A 22,448-nucleotide genomic window follows, 5' to 3' on the forward strand; every position below is an offset into this window, starting at 1 on the left:
TGGGATTATCTGCGACAAGCCTGGGAGCGGAATGCCGGATTGCGGCTCGATCACCTGCTGCTCTCTCCCGATTTGGCAGCAAGGCTCAAAGACGCCGGTGTTGATAGGGATATGCGAGGTCGGCTGAAAGCCAGCGATCATGCGCCGGTTTGGATTGAGCTCGACCTCAAGTAAATCGATTTATCGTTGTAGATCAAACCTGCCCTGCAGATGAGAGGCTTTCCTGTCAGCGATAGTTTCTGTATTGCGAAAGGCATTTAAGGAGACCGTCATGGACATCAATTACAACGAGCTGTCGCTCGAGCAGCTGAAAGAGATCAACAAGAAATCCGCAGCCGCCATTGCCGATTTCGAGAACCGCCGCAAGAAGGACGCCATCCAGAAGGCGACCGAGATCGCCAAGGCCGCGGGCTTTGCCTCGCTTGAAGACATGCTGGCCGCTCAGCCCGCCAAGCAAAAGGCGGAGCCGAAATACCGCCATCCGGAAAACTCTGAGCTGACCTGGAGCGGGCGCGGCCGCAAGCCCGGTTGGATTGCCGAAGCCTTGGAAGCCGGAAAGTCGCTCGAGGATTTCGCAATCTAAGGACACTGATAACCTCCGCAATCGGGGGTTATTTTTGGCTAAGGCACGCGCCTTATCCTGCATCCGGTTTATGGATTCAGCCACACCTGTTGTCGCTTGGGAGACCATTGGATGTGCAGCCAGCATCTGCGCATGAAAATCAATTGTCTTAGCCTCGTATTGACTGCTTGACCGCTTGAGTCGAAGCGCAGCCGGGGTCTCCTTCCTACCATTCTGGGAGCTTGAGCCATTCAACCTCCTGCTTATGTTTATTCAACTGGCAGCGTAAACCCTGCCTTGACCCGGTCGATGACGACCATGGTCTTGAAGCCCTTGATGTGTGAGTTCTCATAGAAGAAGCGGCGCGTGAATTGTTCGTAATCGGCCATGTCGCGTGCGGTCACGACCAGAATAAAATCTGCCTCACCCGTCACATAGTAGCCCGTCATGATCTCGGGCGTTTTCCTGATCGCCGCCTTGAAGCGGTCGATGATGTCAGCCCGTTCGCGTTCGAGGGACACCTGAACCAGCACCTGCACCGGGCGGCCAAGGGCTTCGGGCGCGATGATCGACACATCCGCCTCGATCACGCCTTCGGCCCGCAACCGCCTGAGACGTCGCTGGCAGGCCGTTGCGGAAAGGCCGACCAGTTCACCCAGTTGCTCGGTCGGGAGGCGATTGTTTTCCTGAACCGCCTGAAGAAGGCGGCGGTCAATGCTGTCCAAGTCCATGACGACATAAATCCATTTGAGAAGTGTAAAGTGCGCAGTTTTTCTGCATCTCATATCGGATTTTGCAGAAAAACAACTGATGCAAGGCGCTAACTTGGGGGTAATCTGGCGTCACCTGCCGATCATCTGACATCAAGGATTCCCATGAGCCTCGACATCCGCGACATCGCCGACATGGACCGCCGCAGCGTCCTTCATCCCTTCACGCAGCTGAAGGATTTCGCGACGGGCAAGACGGGCGATCCGACGATCGTCACTGGGGGCAAGGGCATCCGCATCCAGGACGCCAAGGGCAACCAGTTGATCGACGCCTTTGCCGGGCTTTATTGCGTCAACATCGGCTATGGCCGCGACGAGGTGGCCGAGGCGATCAGCCGCCAAGCCTATCAACTGGCCTATTACCATAGCTATGCGGCCCATACGACCGAGGAGCTTGCGCGCCTGTCCGACCGGCTGGTCCGCATGGCGCCAGGCAAGATGAGCAAGGTGTTCTATGGCATGTCGGGATCGGATGCCAACGAGACGCAGGCAAAGCTGGTCTGGTATTACAACAACCTGCGGGGCAAGCCTGGCAAGAAGAAGATCATTTCCCGTGAACGCGGTTATCACGGCTGCTCGGTGATCTCCGGCTCCATGACGGGCATGAGCTTCTATCACGATCACATGGACCTGCCGATGGGCCTGATCAAGCACACCGGCGCGCCGCATCATTACTGGGGCGCCGAGCCGGGCGAGACCGAGTTGCAATTCTCGGCCCGTCGCGCGCAGGAGCTTGAAGACCTGATCCTGCGCGAAGGCCCGGATACCGTCGGCGCCTTTATCGGTGAGCCGGTGCTGGGAACGGGCGGCATCACCCCGCCGCCCGAAGGCTATTGGGCCGCGATCCAGGCGGTGCTGCGCAAGTATGACGTCCTGCTGATCGCCGATGAGGTGGTAACCGGATTTGGCCGCACCGGCGCCATGTTCGGCAGCATCAAGTACGAGATGGAGCCGGACCTGATCACCGTCGCCAAGGGCCTGACCTCGGCCTATGTCCCGCTGTCGGCGGCCATCGTGGGCGAGAAGGTCTATCAGGTTATGGAGGACGCGGCGGACCGGATCGGGTCGTTCTCGCATGGCTATACCTATTCCGGCCATCCCATCGGCGCAGCCTGCGCCAATGCTGTGCTGGACATCGTCGAACGCGAGGATCTGCCGGGCAATGCGCGGATCACGGGCGAATACTTCCAGGCGGAGCTGCGCAAGGCCTTTGCCCAGATGCCGATCGTGGGCGAGGTGCGCGGCGTCGGTCTGATGGGGGCGGTCGAGTTCGTCGCCGACCGGGAGAAGAAGACCCGCTTCGATGCGGGCCTGAAGGTCGGCGCGCGGATTTCTGCGGCTGCGCGTGCCCGCGGCCTGATTGCCCGCGCTATGCCGCATGGCGACATCCTGGGCTTTGCGCCCCCCCTTGTCGTCACGCGTGAGGAAGTGGACCAGATCGTCGGCCTGGCGGCCGAGGCCGCGCGCGAGGTGATGGACGAGCTTGCGGGCGAAACCGCGCTCGCCTGATTGCAGATGCCTTCCGGCGGGGGCGCCACGGCGTCCCCGACCGATCCCCGTCCTGCGGTTCCTTCGAACCCGCAGTCGATGCCTTGCACCCTTTGACAGGTCACAGGAGCCGATGGTGAACTCCATCTCGTCTTTCGCAACCACCGACATCACCGTCCGAAACCCGTTTTCCGGCTTGCTCGTCGGCGCCGTCGTACAGACTTCGGCAGCCGATGCCGGGATGCTGCTGGACAGGGCCCGCCGCGGTGCGATCCTGGCCCGCGACCTGCCACGCCATCGGCGTGCCGAGATCCTGGAAAACGCCGCCGACCGCATCAGGGCCGATCTCGAGGTCCATGCCCGACGGATCACCGCCGAAGCCGGCAAGACCATCCGCCAGGCCCGCAAGGAGGTCCGGCGCTGCGTCAACACCCTGAAGCTTTCGGCCGAGGAAGTCCGCCGCAACGCGGGCGAGGTCGTCCCCTTCGACGCTTATGCCGGATCCGAATCCCGCATGGGCTGGTTCAGCCGCGAACCCTTGGGGATCATCCTGGCGATCACGCCCTTCAACGATCCGCTGAACCTCGTCGCTCACAAGCTTGGACCAGCCATTGCGGGGGGCAATGCCGTCCTGCTCAAGCCGTCGGAACTGGCCCCCTTGTCGGCCTTGTCGCTGGTGCAGGCGCTGATCGACGCGGGGCTGCCCGACGAGGTCGTCACCACCGCAGTCGGAGGGGCGGACCTGGGCGCGGCCCTTGTCGCGGCGCGCGAGGTGCGCATGGTGTCCTTCACCGGCGGCTTCCGCACCGGCGAGGCCATCGCCCGCGGGGCGGGGCTGAAGAAGCTGGCGATGGATCTGGGCGGCAACGCGCCTGTCATCGTCATGGCGGATGCGGATCTGGACCACGCTGTCGAGGTATCGGTTTCCGGCGCTTTCTGGGCCGCGGGGCAGAACTGCATCGGCACGCAGCGGATCCTTGTCGAACGGCAGGTCTATGACACGTTCCGCGACCGTTTCGTCGCCCGCACCGCCCGGCTTGTCGCGGGCGATCCCTTGCTGGAAACCACCGATGTGGGGCCGATGATCTCCGACGTTGCGGCGGAACGCGCGGAAGCTGCCGTTGACGCGGCCCTGGCCCTTGGTGCGCGCGTCCTGACCGGGCATCGCCGCGAAGGCGCCGTTTATGCGCCGACCGTTCTGGAAAATGTGCCGCATGAAGCGGCCATCTGGTCCGAGGAAGCCTTCGCCCCCATCGTGACGCTGGAGCCGTTCGACAGCTTCGACGCGGCAATCGAGATGGCCAACGCCATCGACTTCAGCCTGCATGCAGGGATCTTCACATCAGATCTCGGCCTGGCGCTGGACGCTGCAAGGCGGATCGAAGCGGGAGGCGTGATGGTGAACGACTCGTCGGATTACCGCTTCGATGCGATGCCCTTCGGCGGGTTCAAGCATGGCAGCATGGGCCGCGAAGGCGTCCGCTTCGCCTATGAGGACATGACCCAGCCCAAGGTCGTCTGCATCGACAGGGCCGTGGCCGGCCGGCATCGGCGCGGGCCGGCCTGAAACCAGCACAAATTCACTTCAATCGGGGGCATGCACCGAAATACATCGCTGGTCAGGCCTGCAGAAATCATGTCATTATGCCCCATGCATCTTCGGCGTGGATCATGATGACGTCCTGGCTTCCCAACCCCGCGACCCTGCGTCGTCCCGCCTATCAGTCGTTGGCCGACCAGTTCGCGCAGGCGATTGCCAAGGGCATCGTCGCGGCCGGCGCCCGCCTTCCGCCGCATCGCAAGCTTGCCGATGATCTTGGCCTGTCCGTCCAGACCGTGTCGCGCGCCTATGAGGAACTGATCCGACGCGGCCTTGTGGTCGGAGAGGTGGGGCGGGGATCCTTCGTGCTTTCCCCGGCGTCGGAAAATCGCGCGCCCTATCTTGCCCAGAGAGAGGCCGCGCTGATCGACTTGTCGATCCTGAAGCCCGTCACCGAACGCAGGCATGTCGAGATATTCCGCAAGGGCCTGCACTGGGTGGCGGACAACCTGACCGAATCGGCGGCCCTGGCGTTCCGGCCAAGTTCGGTCATGCCCGGACACAGGCAGATCGCGGCGGACTGGATGGGGCGGAACGGTCTGGATGTGACGGCGGACAACATCACCATCACCGATGGCGCAACTTCGGCCGTCACCACCGCCGTGATGAGCGCGGTTCCCGCAGGGGGCACGATCGCGGCGGCGACCCTGACGCACCACCTTCTGATCCCCCTGTCCAAATACCTTGGCCTGCACCTTGAAGGGCTGCCCTTCGACCGGGACGGCATCCTGCCCGACGCCCTCGACCATCTGGCCCGCAAGGGCAGCCTTCACGCGGTCTATATACAGCCTTCCGCAATCAATCCGATGGCCATCGTCAGCAGCCTGGAACGCCGCCGCGAACTGGTTGAGGTCGCCCGCCGCCACGACATCCAGATCATCGAGAACGACATGCTGAACAGCATGATCGAGCATCGTCCGCCGCCCGTTGCCACCCTAGCGCCGGAACGAGTCCTTTATGTCAACGGCTTCACCAAATCGACGCTGCCCGGCCTGCGCGTCGCCTGGCTGGCTTCCCCGCCGCGCATCGCGCTTGCGACCGCCAACCGCCATCTGGTCACGAACTGGATGGCGACGCCTGCGATGGTGGAACTGCTCAGCCACTGGATCACGGACGGCACCGTGGACCGGCTGATCCTGTGGCAGCGCGAGGCGCTGCGCGAACGCCACCAGATCGCGCAGGAGGTTCTGGGCGAGGCATCCTTCCACGCCCATCCGCAAAGCCTGCACCTCTGGCTGGAAATGCCCCCTGGCAGCAACGAGGACGATTTCGTGGCCCAGGCGCGGCGTCGCGGCGTCGCAGTGGCCTCGGGCGGGGCCTTTCGGATCGACGACCGCGGGCGGCGCGATGCGGTGCGCATCGCCCTGGGTTCGACCAGCGCCAGCGACCTGCGCAAGGGTCTTTCGCTGGTGACGGACTGCCTCGGCAGCGCGGCCGAGCCGCTGCTTCCGCTGATCGGCTAGGCAAAGGCCCAGCTAAAATTGATATGATATTATTTTCTGTATTGACCTGATTTAATCCAGCGTCAAAGGTCGCGGTGACAGCCAGGGGGACATCTTGGACCAGCCGATCATCCGCATCCAGAACCTTCGGAAATCCTTCGGGACGCTGACCGTCATTGACGGCCTCGACTTCGACGTCATGAAGGGCGAGAAGCTGGCCTTGATCGGCCCGTCGGGGTCCGGCAAGACGACGATCCTGCGCATCCTGATGACGCTGGAGGATATCTCGGGCGGCCGGATCGAGGTTTGCGGCGAGCCGCTTTACCACATGACGAAGAACGGCGCCGAAGTTCCGGCCGACGAGGCCCACCTGCACAAGATGCGCCGCCACATCGGCATGGTGTTCCAGCATTTCAACCTGTTTCCGCACAAATCCGTGCTGCAGAACATCGCCATGGCGCCGATCCTGACCAAGGGCGAAAAGCGCCCCGATGCGGAACGCCGCGCCCGCGAATTGCTGGACATGGTGGGCTTGGCCGATAAGGCCGACTACATGCCCAGCCAGTTGTCGGGCGGCCAGAAGCAGCGCGTGGCCATTGCCCGCGCCCTGGCCCTGCAGCCGCAGATCATGCTGTTCGACGAGGTGACCTCGGCCCTTGACCCCGAACTGGTCGAGGAGGTGCTGGAGGTGATGAAGCGCCTGGCCAATGAGACTGACATGACCATGCTGCTGGTCACGCACGAGATGGGCTTTGCCCACGATTTCGCCGACCGCGTGCTGTTCTTCGACAAGGGCCGCATCGTCGAACAGGGCCCGCCCGACCAGATCTTCACCGCGCCGCAAGAGGACCGCACGAAGTCCTTCCTGCGCAAGATCATCGCTGCCGGACAGCGCGTGTGATGGACACCCAACAGGAGAGAACGATGAAAACATGCCTGATCGCTGCCGTTCTTCTGGCAGCCCCGCTTCCCGCCCTGGCCGACAAGCTGGACGACCTGAAGGATGCCGGCACCGTCCGCATCGCCATCGGCAACGAGCCGCCCTTTACCGCCATCGGCGCCGACGGCAAGGTCTCGGGCGCCGCGCCCGATGTGGCGCGCGCGGTCTTTGCCGCGCTTGGCGTCGCAGATCTGGAAGCCTCCATCCTCGATTACGGCGCGATGATCCCCAGCCTTCAGGCAGGCCGCGTCGATGCCATTACCGCGGGCCTGTTCATGAAGCCCGAACGCTGCGATGCGGTGGCCTATTCCGAACCGATCCTCTGCGACGCCGAGGCGCTGCTGCTGCCGGCGGGCAATCCCAAGGGCTTCCAGTCCTATGAGGATTTCGCCAATGATCCCGAAGCCCGCCTGGGCGCCCCCGGCGGCGGGACCGAGGAAAAGCTGGCCCTTGACGCCGGCGTTCCGCGCGACCGTCTGATCGTGGTGCCCGATGCGCAATCGGGGTTGAAGATGGTGCAGGACGGCCGGATCGACGCCTATTCGCTGCCGGTCCTGTCGCTGAATGACCTGCTGGCGAAATCAGGCGACGACAAGCTGGAAGTTTTTGCCCCGGTCGTGGGCGCCCCTGTCTATTGCGACGGCGCCGCCTTCAACAAGCGCGACACCGACCTGCGCGACGCCTTTGACGTGGAACTGGCCAAGCTGAAGGAATCGGGCGAGTTCGCCAGGATCATCGAGCCTTACGGCTTCTCGGCCCAGGCCGCGATCTCGACCAACCGCGAGACGCTCTGCGCGCAGGAATGATCACGGGGGCGGGACCGGATCCCGCCCATCCATCCGACAGAAGAAAGGCGGCATCGGCGCATGGGCGACTGGTCTGGATATCTGACGCTTATCCTTCAGGGGGCATGGGTGACCATCAAGCTGACCCTGATGGGGTCGGCCCTGGCCCTGGTGGTGGCGTTCGTCGCAGGCCTTGGCCGCATCTCGCGACTTGCCGCGCTGCGCTGGCTGTCCACCGCCTATATCGAGTTCTTCCGGGGCACCTCGATCTTCGTTCAGTTGTTCTGGATCTATTTCGTCCTGCCCATGACCGGCCTCTGGGCGCCCACGCCGATGCAGGCAGGCGTGCTTGCGCTTGGGCTGAACGTGGGCGCCTATGGGGCCGAGGTCGTGCGCGGCGCGATCCTGGCCGTGCCGCGCGACCAGTACGAGGCCTGCATCGCCGTCAACCTGACCCGTTTCCAGCGGATGCGCCATGTCATCCTGCCGCAGGCGCTGCCGCTGATGCTGCCGACCTTCGGCAACAACGCCATCGAGCTTCTGAAGGCCACGTCGGTCGTGTCGCTGATCTCGCTGGCCGACATGACCTTCCAGGCGCAGGTGGTGCGGTCCCAGACCGGCAGTACCCTGCTGCCCTTCGTCACGATCCTGGTGCTGTATTTCGCAATGTCCTCGGTCCTGTCGCTTGCGATCCGCAGCTATGAACGGCGCGTGACGCGCGGCCTCGACGGGGTGCGCTGATGGAATGGGATTGGGACTTCGCCTGGTCGATCCTGCCCCAGCTTCTTGCGGGTTTCCGGGTCACGCTGATCGCGACCGCGCTTGGCGCCGTGGTGGCGGCCGTGCTGGGCCTGGTCTTTGCCATCCTGCGACGGTCGCGCAACCGTGCGGTCGCGCGCACGACCGGCTTTGTGGTCGAGTTCATCCGGGGCACGCCGCTGCTGGTGCAGCTTTACTTCATCTTCTACGTCCTGCCGGATCTGGGCATCCGCCTGCCTGCCCTGACGGCGGGGGTGATCGGCATGGGTCTGCACTACGCCACCTACACGGCCGAGGTTTATCGCGGCGGGATCGAGGCCGTGGCCAAGGGCCAGTGGGAGGCCGCGAAGGCCAGCAACCTGACCGCCCGCCAGACCTGGATCCATGTGATCCTGCCGCAGGCGGTGCCGCCGATGATCCCGGCCATGGCGAATTACCTGCTGGCGATGTTCAAGGAAACGCCGCTTTTGTCGGCTATCACCGTGCTGGAACTGATGAACCAGGCCCGTTCCGTCGCCAACAGTTCGTACCGTTATGTCGAGCCGATGACGATGGTCGGCGTGATGTTCCTGATCGTCAGCGTGATTTCGGTGATCGGGCTGCGCTGGCTGGAACGCCACTATGGAAGGGTCGGCAAATGACCGTGCTGGATCTGCCGCTGACGCTGGACGACCGCCCGCTGCCGCGCCGCGTGGGCCTGGTGACGCTGGCGACCGACCACACGACCGAGGTGGACTTTGCCGCCCTGTCGCCGCGCGGCATCGGCGTCTATGCCACGCGGATCCCCTTTGCCAATCCGGTCACGCCGGAAACCCTGGCCGCGATGGCGGGCGACGTGACGCGGGCGGCGGCGCTGATCCTGCCGGACGAGCCGCTGGACGCCGTGGTTTATAGCTGCACCTCGGCATCGGTGGTAATCGGCGACGACCGGGTGCGCGCGGCGGTCCGGGCGGGCAAGCCGGGGGCGGAACCGATCACGCCGATCTCGGCCGGGTTCGCGGCGCTGCGGGCGCTTGGCGCCGACCGGATCACGCTGCTGACGCCCTACACGCCGCCAACCACGCAGCCGATGGCCGAGTGCTTCGAAGACGGCGGGTTCGTGCTGCAAGGCCTGTCTTGCCTGAACATGACCGATGACCGCGCCATGGCCCGCCTGTCCCACGGGACGATCATCGAGGCCGCCCGCGCCGCCGTGGCGCCCGGCAGCCAGGCCCTGTTCATCGCCTGCACCGCCATTCGCGCCGCCGGGATCGCGGCCCGGATCGAGGATGCAGTGGGCCTGCCCGTCGTCTCCGCAAACCTTGCTACGCTTTGGTCGGCAATGCGGGCCTGCGGGGACAAGGGCGCGGCCCGTCCCGGCCAGTTGATGAGGCTTGCATGACCGTCACCATGGACGACATCCGCGCCGCCGCGCGCCGCATCGCGGGGCATGTGGTCGAGACTCCGCTGGTCGAGGATACAGCCCTGTCGGCACGTCTGGGTCAGCCAATCTGGCTAAAATGCGAATACCTCCAGACCACCGGCGCCTTCAAGCTTCGCGGGGCGACGAATGCGATCCTTTCGCTGCAGGGAAAGGTGCGGGGGGTGGTGACGGCCTCGACCGGCAATCATGGACGCGCGGTGGCCCATGCGGCCAAAACGCTTGGCGTTCCGGCCACCATCTGCCTGTCCCGACTGGTGCCCGCGAACAAGGTGCAGGCGATCCGCGATCTGGGCGCCACGGTGAGGATCGTCGGCAAAAGCCAGGACGAGGCGATGGTCGAGATCGCGCGCGCCGTGGCCGAGGAAGGGCTGACCGAGATCCCCCCCTTCGACCATCCCGACGTTGTGGCGGGGCAGGGGACCATCGGCCTGGAGATCGGCGCCCCCGAGGCGGTGCTGGTCCCGCTGTCCGGCGGCGGTCTGGCGGCAGGTATCGCGGTTGCCATCAAGGCGCTGTCGCCCGGAACGCGCGTGATCGGCCTGACCATGGAAAACGGCGCGGCCATGGCGGCCAGCATCCGCGCGGGCCGCTCGGTAGAGGTCACCGAGACCGCCAGCCTGGCCGACAGCCTTGGCGGCGGGATCGGACTGGGGAACCGCGTGACATTCCCGCTGTGCCGCGACCTGCTGGACGACGTGATCCTGCTGACCGAGGCCGAGATTGCCCAAGGCATCCGCCACCTGGGCCGCGCGGGCCATATGGTCGAAGGTGCGGCGGCGGTCGGCACTGCGGCGCTTCTAGCTGGAAAATTCGTTCCCGCCGGTGCAACGGTCACCATCCTGTCCGGGGCCAACATCGACCCGGCCCTGCACGCCCGCGTCATGTCCGGCGCCTCGGAGGCAGCATGAGACCGCCGGTGAAGATCCTGACCGAGGCCGATCTGCGCGCGCTTGTGCCGCTTGACGCCGAGGCCGTGTCCTGCATCCGCGACGCCTTCGTGGCGCTTGCGACCAAGCCCGTGGCTATGCCACCGATCCTGCGGCTGGACATTCCCGAACATCGCGGAGAGGTGGACGTGAAGACCGCCTATGTGCCGGGCCTCACTCATTTCGCCATCAAGATCTCGCCCGGCTTCTTCGGCAATCCGGCGCTTGGGCTGCCCTCGACGAATGGCATGATGGTGGTCCTTTCCGCCACCACTGGACTGGTCGAGGCGCTGCTTCTGGACAACGGCTACCTGACCGACGTGCGCACCGCCGCCGCAGGGGCCGTGGCGGCTGACGCGCTTGCACGCAGGGGCGCTACGCGAGCGGCGGTCCTGGGGGCGGGGATGCAGGCGCGCATGCAGTTGCAGGCCCTGACGCTGGTCCGGCCGCTGACCGGTGCGACCGTCTGGGCGCGCGATCCCGCCATGGCGCGGGCCTTTGCCAGGGAAATGACCGCCACCCTGTCCATCCCCGTCGCCGCCGCCGCGATGGTGGAAGATGCAACGGCCGGGGCCGACATCGTCGTCACCACCACGCCCGCGACCTCTCCCATCCTGCACCATGTCGCGCCGGGCACCCATGTCACCGCCATGGGATCGGACGCCGAGCACAAGAACGAGATCGCCCCGGACCTTGTCGCTGCCGCCCACTACGTCGCCGACCGGCTGTCGCAGACCCGCACATTGGGCGAGTTGGCCCATGCCGGACTGCAGGGCAGTTTCCCGGAACTGGGCCAGATCCTGGCGGGGCAAGCCCCCGGTCGCAGCGACGACACGCAGATCACCCTGGCCGACCTGACCGGCACCGGCATCCAGGACACCGCCATCGCCACCCTTGCCCTGGGCCGCGCGGCCAAGGCAGGGGCCGGCCAGACCTTCACCCGTTGAAAGCAACCCCGATGACAGATGTCGCACTGAAATTCACGCGCGAGGAATACGCGCAACGCCTTGCCAAGACCCGCCGCGCGATGGAGGCGAAGGGCGTCGATCTGCTGATCGTCACCGACCCGTCCAACATGAACTGGCTGACCGGCTATGACGGTTGGTCCTTTTATGTCCACCAATGCGTCGTGGTGCCGCCGGACGGAGAGCCGATCTTCTTCGGGCGCGGCATGGACGCGGTCGGCGCGCGCTTCACGGCTTACCTGACCGATGCCAACGTCATCGGCTATGCCGACGATTATGTCATGAACACCCAGAAGCATCCAATGGACCTGCTGTCGCAGATCCTGACGGACAAGGGCTGGGGTGCGAAACGCATCGGCGTCGAGATGGACAACTATTGGTTCACCGCCGCCGCCTTTGCCGCGCTGCAAAGGCACCTTCCCGACGCGCGCTTCAGCGACACGACGGGACTGGTGAACTGGCAGCGGGCGGTGAAGTCGCCGACCGAGCTGGACTACATGCGCAAGGCGGGCGCCATCGTCACGAAGATGCACGAACGCATCTTCGAGAAGATCGAGCCTGGGATGCGCAAATGCGACCTGGTGGCCGAAATCTATGACGCGGGGATCCGGGGAACCGACGGCTTCGGCGGCGACTATCCGGCCATCGTGCCCCTGCTGCCCTCGGGGCGAGAGGCGGCGGCCGCGCACCTGACCTGGGACGACCGGCCGATGCGCGTGGGCGAGGGGACCTTCTTCGAGATCGCCGGCTGCCACAACCGCTATCACGCGCCCTTGTCGCGGACGGTGTTCCTGGGCAAGCCGCCGCAGGTGTTCCTGGATGGCGAGAAGGCCGTGCTGGAGGGCATGGAGGCCGGGCTTGAGGCCGCCCGCGCCGGCAATACCTGCGAACAGTTCGCAGGCGCCTTCTATGCCGTGCTGAAGAAATACGGCATCGTCAAGGACGGGCGCACCGGCTATCCGATCGGGGTCAGCTATCCGCCGGATTGGGGCGAACGCACCATGTCCCTGCGTCCCGGCGACAGGACAGTGCTGGAACCGGGCATGACCTTCCATTTCATGACCGGCCTCTGGTCCGACGAGATGGGGCTGGAGATCACCGAATCCATCATCATCACCGAAGGCGCGCCCGAGCTGCTGGCATCGGTCCCCCGCAAGCTGTTCGTGAAGGACTGAGGCCATGTTGCAGATGCAGCTGACGCCGTCGCCGATCACGGCGACGGTGGATTTCTCGGCCCCTGGCGTCAGCCACGGTTTCCTGCGCCTGCCCTATTCGCGCGACGACGCGGCTTGGGGGTCGATCATGACCCCCATCACGGTCGTCAACAACGGCGAGGGGCCGACGGCGTTGCTGACGGGCGCTAACCACGGCGACGAATACGAAGGACCGATCGCGCTGTTCGACCTGGCGGCGACCATCAGGGCCGATGACGTGACCGGGCGCATCATCATCGTGCCCGCGATGAACTATCCGGCCTTCGGGGCGGGGACGCGCACCTCGCCCATCGACCGGGGCAACCTGAATCGCAGCTTTCCGGGCCGTCCTGACGGCACAGTGACCCAGAAGATCGCCGATTATTTCCAGCGTGTGCTGCTGCCCATGGCCGATGTGGTGCTGGATTTCCATTCGGGCGGCAAGACACTGGATTTCCTGCCTTATTGCGCGGCCCATGTCCTGCCCGACAAGCGGCAGGAGGCGCAGTCCTTCGACCTGGTGCGTGCCTTCGGGGCGCCCTGGTCGGTCAAGATGCTTGAAATCGACGCGGTCGGCATGTACGACACCGCGGCCGAGGAGATGGGCAAGACCTTCGTCACCACCGAACTGGGCGGCGGCGGCACCGCGACGGCGCGCACCGCCGGCATCGCCAAACGGGGTCTGCGGAACCTTTTGGTCGCCGCAGGCGTGATGCAGGGCGAGGTTCAGGCACAGCCCACGCAATGGCTCGACATGCCCGACGAGGATTGCTTCACCTTCGCCGAGGATGGCGGGCTAATCGAATTCCTGGTCGACTTGGGTGATGCCGTCAGCCAAGGCCAGCCGGTTGCCCGCATCTTTCCTGTAACGCGTACCGGCCTGCCGCCTGTCACCGTCCATGCCCGACGGTCCGGCCTGATGATGGCGCGGCATTTCCCTGGAATCGTCAAGCCTGGCGACTGCGTAGCGGTCATTGGCGTGGAGGTTGAGCACGAATAGGAAACAAATCCTGTGGCAGGTCATATCCTCGCAATGCCGTTGTGCATAACAGTGTCCTCGATCCTGCCATGAACCTTCTGCAAAAGCCGGCATCGCTGGACCAGTTCGCGGCGAAGGTCTGGGCCGCGATGAATCAATTGCTTTGGCCTTCCTCCGCCTGCGGGCACGTGTTTGACAAGATCAACGCCATCAGAGCGGCCGGGGCAGAGAGGACCTCAAGCTTCGTGAAGCCCTCCTGACCAAGAAACTCCAGGACAAAGAAATGCTAAAGGCACGTCTGACATCCAAGCTGCCAGATACCCGGGCGGATCCATAACACCTGTTCGATCCGGAACGTCGTTGAGAATGCCTTGGAAGTGCGTTGGACCGTGAAGGCACCCGTAGGAACGCGGGGCTGTTCATATGCAGTTGGCGGGTTTCGGTCTGCTTTATGCCGCTCAGTTATCATGCTGACTTCGAAGGATGAACCCTGCAAGCATTCCGTGTGTCAGAGCTCTTCCGGACCTCCGAGCTGCAATTGGATGCAACAGAACGTCAGGCGCGGGACGAGACCGGGGCATCCGACAGAGCATAGACGGCGATCAGGTCGGTGTGCCGTTCGTCACTGCTGCCGGCGCGTGATCCATGAAATCCCGTGCCCAATGGGTGCGGACCCCGGAAAGGCGCGTTGCGATCTCGGACGTCGGGATGCCGTGATCCACGGCATATTGGGCTAGGGCCAGGTAAGCCTCGTCCAGGGCGTCGCAGAACACGCTTTCACGATTGAAGCCGCTAGCCCGGCCATAGCGATTGAAGATCTCGCCGCCGCCGCAAATCCGCTGCCAGTCGCAGTTCGCGCAACGGGCGGGGATGGTGTCGGCGCCGCGCACTATTTCCTTCCACAGCGGAGAGGATACGAAGTCGCGCAGGCTGGTGTTCGCGACGGTCATTCCGGTTTCCTGGAACCGCAGATCCTGGCCCTTCAGGTTGTCGTCCGGCCCTAATTCGCCGTCGCTTGTCACGGTGATGATGTTGTGGCGATTGCCAAGGCGCATGTCGCGCCACGCTACCCCCTCGTCGGCGATCATGCCCGTCAACGGTTCGGACAGAATCCGCATGTGGACATCCGGTGTCGCCGGGTCTGTCCAATGCGCAACCAGGCGGCGCATGAAGCTGCGCCATTTGGCGGCGTCGATCGGCATCGTGGTGTCGTGGCCTTCCCGCGGAAGCAGGAAGTCCAGCGACGCGAATCCCAGTTCACCGATCAGGTGGTCAAAGATCGTTTCTGGCTCCTGATCGGGGTCGATCACGCAAAGGCAACCGGGCGCGGCGATCCGCCCCTCCCGTGCAGCCTGCTGGGCAATGCGCAACCCCTTGATCACGCGCGCATGGCTGCCGTTGCCCTTCTTGTCGATGCGGGCCTTGTCGTTGATTGCGGCGGGGCCGTCGAGGCTGATCCCGACGCTGACACCGTGCTTCTGGAACAGGTCGATCCAGTCGTCGTCGATCAGCATGCCGTTGGTCTGAACACCCAGGTACAGGCGGGTATGGTCGGGCAGCCCTTGGCGCAGCCGCGAGCACATCGCGTCAAAGGCAGGCTTCTTCATCAGCAGCGGCTCTCCGCCGTGAAGGCCCAAGAAAATGTCGTCCAGTTCCAGCTCTCGTGCACCCTGGGCAAGAAAGCGCGCCAGTGCCTCGATGGTGTCGGGCTTCATCACGGCCGAATGACGAAGCCAGGTTTCGTCCCCGCCGAAGAAGAAATAACAGTATGTACAGGCAAGGTTGCAGCGTTCGGTGATTTTGGCGACGATGTCGATCGAGCGGTGCTGTCGAGGGCTGTTCATGGCGGTCCTCTGGAGGTTTGGCGGACTGCGCACCGCCCGAAGGCGATGCGCGAGGGGCGCCCGAAGGCTGTCCCGTCAAGCGGCAGGGCGGTTTTTAAAGCGCCTGCTGCATCGGTCGCGTCTGGGATACGTGATTGCCTCCGCTGCCTTGCGAGGCATGGTTCGTGTTCGAACTGTGGCCGCAGCCGCAGTTTCGACCGCCCGACACCCGTTCCAGATGTTCGTCAAGCAGCGGGGTCAGGTTTTGGGGTGCAGCCTTTGAACCGATCCGGTCCCGAAGCCGCGACAAGGTCGTTTTCCGGTCCATGATCACTCCAGCTTCTGGCAGGTGGTGTTGCTGTTGTGCGACGGCCCGCAGCTTCTGGAATCGTGGGAACAGCCGGGTCCGGGGTTGGCGCCGCCCGACACGAGGTCGAGATGCTCCTCCAGCAGCGTGGTCAGTGTCGCCCCGTTGTCGTTCGGGGTGATCCGCCTGGTGAACGTCATGTCTTCTTCTCCTTGCTGTTGGCCCGCCCTTTTTGGGGGGCGGGAGGGTCATTCCGCAGCCGTGTCCATCGCCCATCCCCGGAGTTCGGCCAGGTTCACCACCCGGTCGGTGGCAGCCAGGGTAGAGGGACGGTGGGCAACAACGATGCGGGTCACGTCGAGCCGTCGAACGGCGGCGTTGATCGCCCGTTCGTTTTCCTCGTCGAGGTGGCTCGTGGCCTCGTCGAGGATCAGGATATCCGGCTTACGGAACAGCGCCCGTGCCAGGAAAAGCCGTTGACGCTGGCCGCCAGACAGGGCGCTGCCCATGTCGCCGACCATAGTTTCATAGTTCATCGGCAGGGCCAGGATGTCGTCGTGGATCGACGCCATACGGGCCGCTGCGATCACCGCGTCCCGACCGGCCTCGGGGTCGAATGCCGCGATGTTGTCATGGATCGACCCCGCGAATAGGCGGTCGTCCTGCAAGACGCAGCCGATCCGGTCGCGATAGGCCGCCCGGCCCAGCCGGTCCAGGTCCGCGCCGTCCACCAGCACCTGACCCGAACTGGGCCGCGCCAGTCCCGCGACGATGGCCAGCAGGGTAGACTTGCCCGTCCCGGACGGCCCGGCAATGCCCACGCATTCGCCCGCCGCGATCCGCAGCGACAGGCCCGACAGCACGTCGGGGTCTTCAGGCGCATAGCGGAACGACACGTTCCGCAGTTCCAGCGTTGCGGGCCTTGCCGACGGGGCGCGCGCCGCCGGTGCGGATGCCGGCGGTGGTTCCTCGGTCTCGGCCAAGGCGATGTCCGCGATCCGCTCTCCGTGCAGGGACAGCATCATGAACATGATCCCGGTGTCGACCAGCGCATTCACCCGGGTGGCAAACTGGTCCTTGTAAGCCAGAAAGGCCACCAGCATCCCAATGCTGAGATCCCCCGTCACGATGGCCCGCGCCCCGAAGAACAGCACCAGTAGCCGGTCAAAGCCGAACACGCCGGTGCCCGCTGCGGCAAAGACCGCATCCAGCTTCTCGACGCGCAGTTCGGCGTTGACGCGATCGACCAGGTGATTGATCCAGATGCCGCGGCGGCGCGGTTCCAAGTTCAGCGCCTTGACACTGGAGATGCCGCGCACCGACTCCATGAAATGCGTCGTTTCCCGGGCGCCGTGGACAATCGATTCCTCGACCATGGTGCGGTAGGGGCGATAGATGGCCAGGCGCAGCGCAGCATAGACGGCTAGGCTTGCAAGAGCGATCCAGATCAGCCATCCGCCGTAAAGCCACATCATCGCGACCAGCGTGACCGACATCACGCCGTCGATGATCGACTGGATGGCGCGGGTCGTCAGGGTCCGTTCCACAGCATCGATGGAGCCAAAGCGTGACACTACGTCGCCGATATGGCGCTTGGTGAAGAACGACAACGGCAAGCGCATCATCTGGTCGAACAGGCTGACCTTCCATTGCAGGGTCAGTCCCGTCCCGACCATCATCGTGGCCCAGGCCCGGGCAAGGCCTGCCGCAACCTGAAGCGCCAGCAGCAATCCCAGTGCGAGGATCACAACCGTCAGCAGGCTGACATCGGCGGTGACGACAACCTCATCCAGGATGAGCGCGACCCCGACGGGCAGGGCGATCACGGCAACCTCCAGCGCAAGCGAGATCGCCAAGATCTGCATGGCGGCTCGGCCGATGCCCGCTGTCCGCCGGATCATGTCGCGAACGGGAATGCGCATCCGCTCGGTCCCCGGACGGAAACCTTCGCTGGGCCAGGCCTCCAAGGCGACGCCGGTGAATTTCTGAGACACCTCGGCCATGGGAATGGCGCGCCGCCCGATGGCAGGATCATGGACCACCACCCCGCGGCGATGCACGCGCGCCAAGACCACGAAGTGGTTGTGTTCCCAATGCAGCACGGCGGGCAGCCGCAGCGCCTTCAGGTCCTCGACCTCGATCCGCAGGGCCCGTGCGGCCAAGTCCAGCGAAGCGCCAAGCGCAACGAGATCGCGCAGCGTCGCCCCCTTGATTGAGGACGGATGCCGCTGGCGCAGCGAAGCCAAGTCGATCACATGGCCCCAATGGCCCGCGATCATCGCCATGCATGCGGGTCCGCACTCGGCGGCCTCGGCCTGCAGGATGACCGGCGTGCGCGTCGCCATGCCTCCCGATAACCGCCGGAGAAGATCGGCGCTCATGTGCCGGTCCCTGACGCGGCGGCAAGCGTCCCGCGCAGGCTGAAGACCGGCTCCAGGATCCACTGGTAAAGCGGCCTGCGGTCGACAAGCACGTGGGCCTCGACCTGCATTCCGGGCTGAAGCGGCTCTTCGCGGCCATAGGCGGACACGGCCTGCGCGTCGGGCTCAACCGTGACAAGGTAAAGCGGACCGGCGGTATCGGCCTTGCCCTGTGTGGTCTGGATATTGGAAAGATCCGACAGGTTCAGCGCGGCCCGAGAGATCACCGCCACCCGCCCCGGATGCTGTCCGAACTTCTGGTAGGGAAACGCCTGATAGCGCAGCAGCACCGGGGAACCCGTGCGCAGGAACCCGATAGCATCGCTGGTGACAAGCAGCTTGGCGACCAGAGGCCGGTCCGACGGCATCACCGTCAGCAGCGGATCGGCGGCGGCGACCGTCTGACCCGGCTGCGCAAGGATACCGGTAACGACGCCATCACGGGGTGCGCGCACCGTGATCTCGCGCAGCGCCTCGGTTTCCGACAGTTCGCGTTCGACGTCCAGAATGGCGCGGCGGATTTCGGACAGCCGTTCGCCAGCAGCCAGATCGAAGCCGTCGATCTCGTGGCCGAGCGAAGCGATCTGCGCGTCTAGTTGCAACCGCTCGCGCTTCAGCGCAGCCAGTCGCGCCCGCTCGGCGTTGCGCGACTGCAGCCGGGTTTCGACATCGCTGGCGCGGGCCAGTCCCTTGGAAAGCAGGTCCTGCTGCTGTTCGACGGTCCGGTCCAGTTGCGCCAGATAATCGTCGATGGCGGCAACCTCGGCGATCAGCGCCTCGGCCTCCCGACGGGCGGCAATGCGGTCGTCGGCCAGCCGGGCCTTCTCAAGGCGGTCGATCCGGGCCTGGCGCTGCAGCTTGCCGGTCAACTCGTCATGCTGGCGGCGCAAAAGCCTGGACACGCTGTCTTGGGTGTTGCCCAGTCGCGTCGTGCTGTCGATGCCGATCAGATACAGCACGTCGTCGCGCGACACCTCGTCGCCTTCCTGCACGCGCAGATCGACAATGCGGCCCGCTTGTGGCGCCGTCAGCCGGGACAGCCCGTCGGTGGGTAGCAGCTGGCCGGCGATCTGGACCCTGCGGCTGTAATCGCCCAAGATCAGCAGGGCGGCAAGGCCGACCGTGAACAGCACCGAAAAGGCGGCAAACGCGGACACCGGCACCGCGTTCAGCACCATCGGCCGTCCCAGCCAGGCCAGCCTGCGCGCTTCGACGGATTCAGGGCGGAACAGCGGGCATTCCATCGGTCAGCCCGCACGGTTTCGCGCTATGTCGCTCTTGTCCCACGATCGCATCCCAGCGTCCCCCCACGCCTCACTGTCGGCTTCCCATGAGAATGGGAGGCCGGACTCAGGGGGTCACTAGCAAGGATGCACTAGGCGGACGGGGTTGACGGCAGCTTTTCGCGCATCATCATCGGCCAAAGAGAACAAAAGGGCGACGGCGTGGCGGCATGGGCGAATACAGGATCATCATCGCCGACGACCATCCGCTGTTCCGGGAAGGCATCCGGCGGCTGGTGCAGAAGCGCTTTGGCTATGTCACCGCATGCGAGGCCGGGACGTGGAGCGAACTTCTGGAACAGGCGCGCTCCGGCCCCCCGCCATCGGCCTTCGTTCTGGATCTGATCTTTCCGGGGTTCCACCTCGAGCGGTCGATCCGCGAGTTGCGTACAGAGTTCAGGCTGGCGACGGTTATCGTGGTCTCGATGTTGACCGACGACAGGACGGTCGACCACGCCATGGCATCAGGGGCCGACGGTTTCATCGGCAAGGATGTTCCTCCCGAAGCCATCGGCGACGCTATCGAGGCAATCTGCAATGGCGAAACGGTTGTCACATTGCACGCCGAGCCGGGCCTGAACCGCGCGCCCGGACCCTTGGACGCCTTAACCCCCAGGCAGAGAGAGATCCTGAAGCTGATCCGGACAGGACGCTCGAACAAAGAAATCGCCCGCGAGCTTGACATCTCGCCCTTCACGGTCAGCATCCACGTGTCCAGCGTGCTCAAAGCGCTTGGCGTCAGTTCGCGCGCCGGAGCGGCCGCGCTAGCCGGGGAGGAAGGGCTTTGATCAGCCCGTCGCGGCAGGCTGGTCAGGTTTCGCGACTGCGCGGGCGGCAAGCTGGGCCAGCCGCTGTGCCGCAACCGCCGCACGCAGTTCGGCCGGCCGCAAAGGCTTCGACAGCACCGGAGTGTCGTCCCCAAGCAGCGGATGGGGCGAGATGGCGTCGTGGCCCGTGATCAGGATCGCAGGAACATGTTCGGCCCGATCAGCGCGGACCTTAGCGATCACCTGACAGCCGTTGTCGCCCTCGCCCAAGTCGAAGTCCGCGATGATCAGGTCCGTCGGGCAATCATCCGGGGGCGATGTTCGTTCGGCCCTGACCTGGCATCCCCACTTTCGCAACAGCGCCGAGGTCGCGTGCAGAACCTCGGGATCGTCTTCGATCAGCAGCACCCTGAGCCCGTTCAGTGGCGTCGGGTGGCGCCGCGTGCGATCGGACGCAAGCAGTTCCCGCGGTGCCATTTGCAAACCGTCGATGCTCAGGGTCGAACCCAGGCCCTGCCGCGAACGCGCCGTGACGACAAGCTGCAGCAACGCGGCCATCCGCCGAACGATGGAAAGGCCAAGGCCTACGCCGGACACATCGCACCCTTCGCGGGTGACGCGGTGGAATTCGTCGAATATGCGGTCCAGATGATCGGCGGGGATGCCGGGACCGCGATCGTGGACCTCGATGGCTATTCTGCCGTTCCTACGCCGGCAGCCGATCAGCACCGGACCGCCGGGGGCATGTTTCACCGCGTTCGTGATGAGGTTCTGCACCATCGTGTTCAGCAGGGCGGGATCGCTGAAAACGTGCTGCCGGCAGGTGACCACCCGCAGGTCCACTTGGGCCCATCGCGCGGCCTGGCTGTTCTGCGCGGCAAGGTCGCTCAGCAGATCGTGCAGGGACACGACCTCCTGCCGGGGGATGACACGCCCGCTGTCCAAGGTGGACAGGTCCAGAAGGGACCGGAAAAGGCGCGAGATGCTGTCCAAAGACCGTTCGATCCGGCCGACCATCACCTGTTCGTCCGGCCCCAGGGGGGCGGCGCGCAGGCAGTTGGTGAAAAGGCCGATGGCATGGATCGGCTGGCGCAGGTCATGGCTTGCCTGCGCCAGAACCTGCGATTTCGCGCGATTCGCCGCCATGGCCTCCTCATGAGCCAGACGGGTGCGTTTCAGCAGGATGCTTGCATAGACGGGCACCATCAGAACGCTGATCGCCAGCATTGCCACCAGATAGGGGTTCGCGCGCCAGAAATCGGAAAAAGCCGCTGTCGCCGTGACGCTGGTAAGCGAGGCAACGGATCCGGCGAAAAGATAGCCCGTGCCGTACCGCATGCCATAGCCGACGGTGATCCAGATCAGCGTGGCCGAGATGGGCAGCATTACCTCGTCACCCAACAGCAGCACCAGCGTGATGCTGCCGTAATCCAGCAGCATGGCGATGACACGGCGCCCGTGGTGCACACGACGCCATCGATTGATTGCTACAAACAGTGCAACGGCGACGATGAAGAAGACACAGATATAGGGCAGCAGGACTAGGACCGTCTGGGACGTCAGCAAGCCAAGCCCGATGGTTGCAAGAATATAGACCGCCGCAGCGCCCGCAATGCAAAGTCGGACGATCGCCTGGGACTGCTCGGACTTCCAAATGCTCTCGACATCCTGATCCATCGATGAAGACCCTGGTAGCGGCCCAGGGCCGCAGGTCCACAGGCGTGAAGTTTCTGCTGAAGTCGCAACGCCAGCTGAATGTTCTGAGGAGTAAGGCACAAGTTGGCACCGCAAGGCCAGCGTGGCATGCGCGATCGCCGTGGCAGCGCGCAGCCAGGGTCGGAACGGGCAGCTAGGGTTTGAGCACGGGCGTGTTTGGCCCCATGTGCGCCAGCGGGGCAGGCGCTAGTCAAAGTCGGTCTGCAGGCCGTTCCAGGGTAACCGGCCGATTGTTACCGCGGCGGTTGAGCCTTGAAGCGTTGCGCGAGTTCAGGATCGCTAACGAAGTCGTCGAGGAAC

General features: G+C 64.7%; 21 protein-coding genes. 14 read left to right on the forward strand and 7 right to left on the reverse strand.

The genetic code is table 11. The annotated features are described in order from the left end of the window. Positions 1-271 precede the first annotated feature (271 nt). Complete coding sequence (locus IE224_RS18640) at positions 272-583, forward strand: H-NS histone family protein (protein ID WP_191312712.1); 312 nt, start codon at positions 272-274, stop codon at positions 581-583. A 248-nt stretch (positions 584-831) separates the two neighbouring features. Here the strand turns inward: IE224_RS18640 and IE224_RS18645 are convergent, their stop codons facing one another. After that, complete coding sequence (locus IE224_RS18645) at positions 832-1,293, reverse strand: Lrp/AsnC family transcriptional regulator (RefSeq protein ID WP_191312714.1); 462 nt, start codon at positions 1,291-1,293, stop codon at positions 832-834. A 144-nt stretch (positions 1,294-1,437) separates the two neighbouring features. Between IE224_RS18645 and IE224_RS18650 the strand changes: the two genes are divergently transcribed. The 12 genes from IE224_RS18650 to doeB all read left to right on the forward strand — a co-directional run bounded on the left by IE224_RS18650 (position 1,438) and on the right by doeB (position 13,853). After that, positions 1,438-2,841 (forward strand): aminotransferase, encoded by a 1,404-nt coding sequence (locus IE224_RS18650; RefSeq protein ID WP_191312716.1) that lies wholly within the window; start codon positions 1,438-1,440, stop codon positions 2,839-2,841. A gap of 112 nt (positions 2,842-2,953) precedes the next feature. Then, the gene (locus IE224_RS18655; RefSeq protein ID WP_191312719.1) at positions 2,954-4,387 is read left to right on the forward strand and encodes an aldehyde dehydrogenase family protein; all 1,434 of its coding nucleotides are present in this window, start codon (positions 2,954-2,956) and stop codon (positions 4,385-4,387) included. 104 nt (positions 4,388-4,491) lie between these two features. After that, positions 4,492-5,883, forward strand: coding sequence for a MocR-like ectoine utilization transcription factor EhuR (ehuR, locus tag IE224_RS18660; RefSeq protein ID WP_229849455.1), 1,392 nt, complete (start codon positions 4,492-4,494; stop codon positions 5,881-5,883). Between the two features lie 94 nt (positions 5,884-5,977). After that, on the forward strand, positions 5,978-6,763 hold the full coding sequence (gene ehuA, locus IE224_RS18665) for an ectoine/hydroxyectoine ABC transporter ATP-binding protein EhuA (protein WP_103173881.1): 786 nt from the start codon (positions 5,978-5,980) through the stop codon (positions 6,761-6,763). 23 nt (positions 6,764-6,786) lie between these two features. Next, the gene (gene ehuB / locus IE224_RS18670; RefSeq protein WP_229849456.1) at positions 6,787-7,608 is read left to right on the forward strand and encodes an ectoine/hydroxyectoine ABC transporter substrate-binding protein EhuB; all 822 of its coding nucleotides are present in this window, start codon (positions 6,787-6,789) and stop codon (positions 7,606-7,608) included. Between the two features lie 60 nt (positions 7,609-7,668). After that, positions 7,669-8,328: an ectoine/hydroxyectoine ABC transporter permease subunit EhuC gene (gene ehuC, locus IE224_RS18675; protein WP_191312723.1), complete on the forward strand. Its 660-nt coding sequence runs from the start codon at positions 7,669-7,671 to the stop codon at positions 8,326-8,328. Continuing rightward, the gene (gene ehuD / locus IE224_RS18680; protein WP_191312725.1) at positions 8,328-8,987 is read left to right on the forward strand and encodes an ectoine/hydroxyectoine ABC transporter permease subunit EhuD; all 660 of its coding nucleotides are present in this window, start codon (positions 8,328-8,330) and stop codon (positions 8,985-8,987) included. The genes ehuC and ehuD overlap by 1 nt, the downstream gene beginning before the upstream one ends. Beyond that, positions 8,984-9,727 (forward strand): aspartate racemase/maleate isomerase family protein, encoded by a 744-nt coding sequence (locus IE224_RS18685; RefSeq protein ID WP_191312727.1) that lies wholly within the window; start codon positions 8,984-8,986, stop codon positions 9,725-9,727. The genes ehuD and IE224_RS18685 overlap by 4 nt, the downstream gene beginning before the upstream one ends. Beyond that, positions 9,724-10,677 carry a hydroxyectoine utilization dehydratase EutB gene (gene eutB, locus IE224_RS18690; RefSeq protein ID WP_191312729.1) on the forward strand — a complete coding sequence of 318 codons (954 nt, stop codon included), beginning with the start codon at positions 9,724-9,726 and terminating at the stop codon, positions 10,675-10,677. The genes IE224_RS18685 and eutB overlap by 4 nt, the downstream gene beginning before the upstream one ends. After that, on the forward strand, positions 10,674-11,642 hold the full coding sequence (locus tag IE224_RS18695) for a cyclodeaminase (RefSeq protein ID WP_191312731.1): 969 nt from the start codon (positions 10,674-10,676) through the stop codon (positions 11,640-11,642). Before eutB ends, IE224_RS18695 begins: the two co-directional genes overlap by 4 nt. An 11-nt stretch (positions 11,643-11,653) precedes the next feature. Continuing rightward, positions 11,654-12,835: an ectoine hydrolase DoeA gene (doeA, locus tag IE224_RS18700; protein WP_191312733.1), complete on the forward strand. Its 1,182-nt coding sequence runs from the start codon at positions 11,654-11,656 to the stop codon at positions 12,833-12,835. A 4-nt stretch (positions 12,836-12,839) separates the two neighbouring features. Next, positions 12,840-13,853 (forward strand): N(2)-acetyl-L-2,4-diaminobutanoate deacetylase DoeB, encoded by a 1,014-nt coding sequence (gene doeB, locus IE224_RS18705; protein WP_191312735.1) that lies wholly within the window; start codon positions 12,840-12,842, stop codon positions 13,851-13,853. Between the two features lie 581 nt (positions 13,854-14,434). On the opposite strand, the gene IE224_RS18710 is transcribed toward doeB, so the two are convergent. From IE224_RS18710 to IE224_RS18730, 5 genes are all read right to left on the reverse strand, one after another. After that, on the reverse strand, positions 14,435-15,676 hold the full coding sequence (locus tag IE224_RS18710; protein ID WP_191312737.1) for a radical SAM protein: 1,242 nt from the start codon (positions 15,674-15,676) through the stop codon (positions 14,435-14,437). 94 nt (positions 15,677-15,770) lie between these two features. Beyond that, positions 15,771-15,983: a hypothetical protein gene (locus IE224_RS18715; protein ID WP_191312739.1), complete on the reverse strand. Its 213-nt coding sequence runs from the start codon at positions 15,981-15,983 to the stop codon at positions 15,771-15,773. Positions 15,984-15,985: 2 nt separating this feature from the next. Next, complete coding sequence (locus tag IE224_RS18720; RefSeq protein WP_158248031.1) at positions 15,986-16,162, reverse strand: hypothetical protein; 177 nt, start codon at positions 16,160-16,162, stop codon at positions 15,986-15,988. A gap of 48 nt (positions 16,163-16,210) precedes the next feature. Then, the gene (locus tag IE224_RS18725) at positions 16,211-18,343 is read right to left on the reverse strand and encodes a peptidase domain-containing ABC transporter (RefSeq protein WP_191312741.1); all 2,133 of its coding nucleotides are present in this window, start codon (positions 18,341-18,343) and stop codon (positions 16,211-16,213) included. Further along, positions 18,340-19,626, reverse strand: a complete 1,287-nt coding sequence (locus IE224_RS18730; protein ID WP_191312744.1) for an HlyD family secretion protein — start codon at positions 19,624-19,626, stop codon at positions 18,340-18,342. The genes IE224_RS18725 and IE224_RS18730 overlap by 4 nt, the downstream gene beginning before the upstream one ends. A gap of 209 nt (positions 19,627-19,835) precedes the next feature. Between IE224_RS18730 and IE224_RS18735 the strand changes: the two genes are divergently transcribed. Beyond that, a complete protein-coding gene (locus IE224_RS18735) occupies positions 19,836-20,453 on the forward strand; it encodes a LuxR C-terminal-related transcriptional regulator (RefSeq protein ID WP_191312746.1) in 618 nt (205 codons plus the stop codon). Here the strand turns inward: IE224_RS18735 and IE224_RS18740 are convergent, their stop codons facing one another. Continuing rightward, positions 20,454-22,109: an ATP-binding response regulator gene (locus tag IE224_RS18740; RefSeq protein ID WP_191312748.1), complete on the reverse strand. Its 1,656-nt coding sequence runs from the start codon at positions 22,107-22,109 to the stop codon at positions 20,454-20,456. It lies immediately after the preceding gene. Positions 22,110-22,448: the final 339 nt, after the last annotated feature.

Source organism: Paracoccus aerius (genome assembly GCF_014656455.1).
Classification (GTDB): domain Bacteria; phylum Pseudomonadota; class Alphaproteobacteria; order Rhodobacterales; family Rhodobacteraceae; genus Paracoccus; species Paracoccus aerius.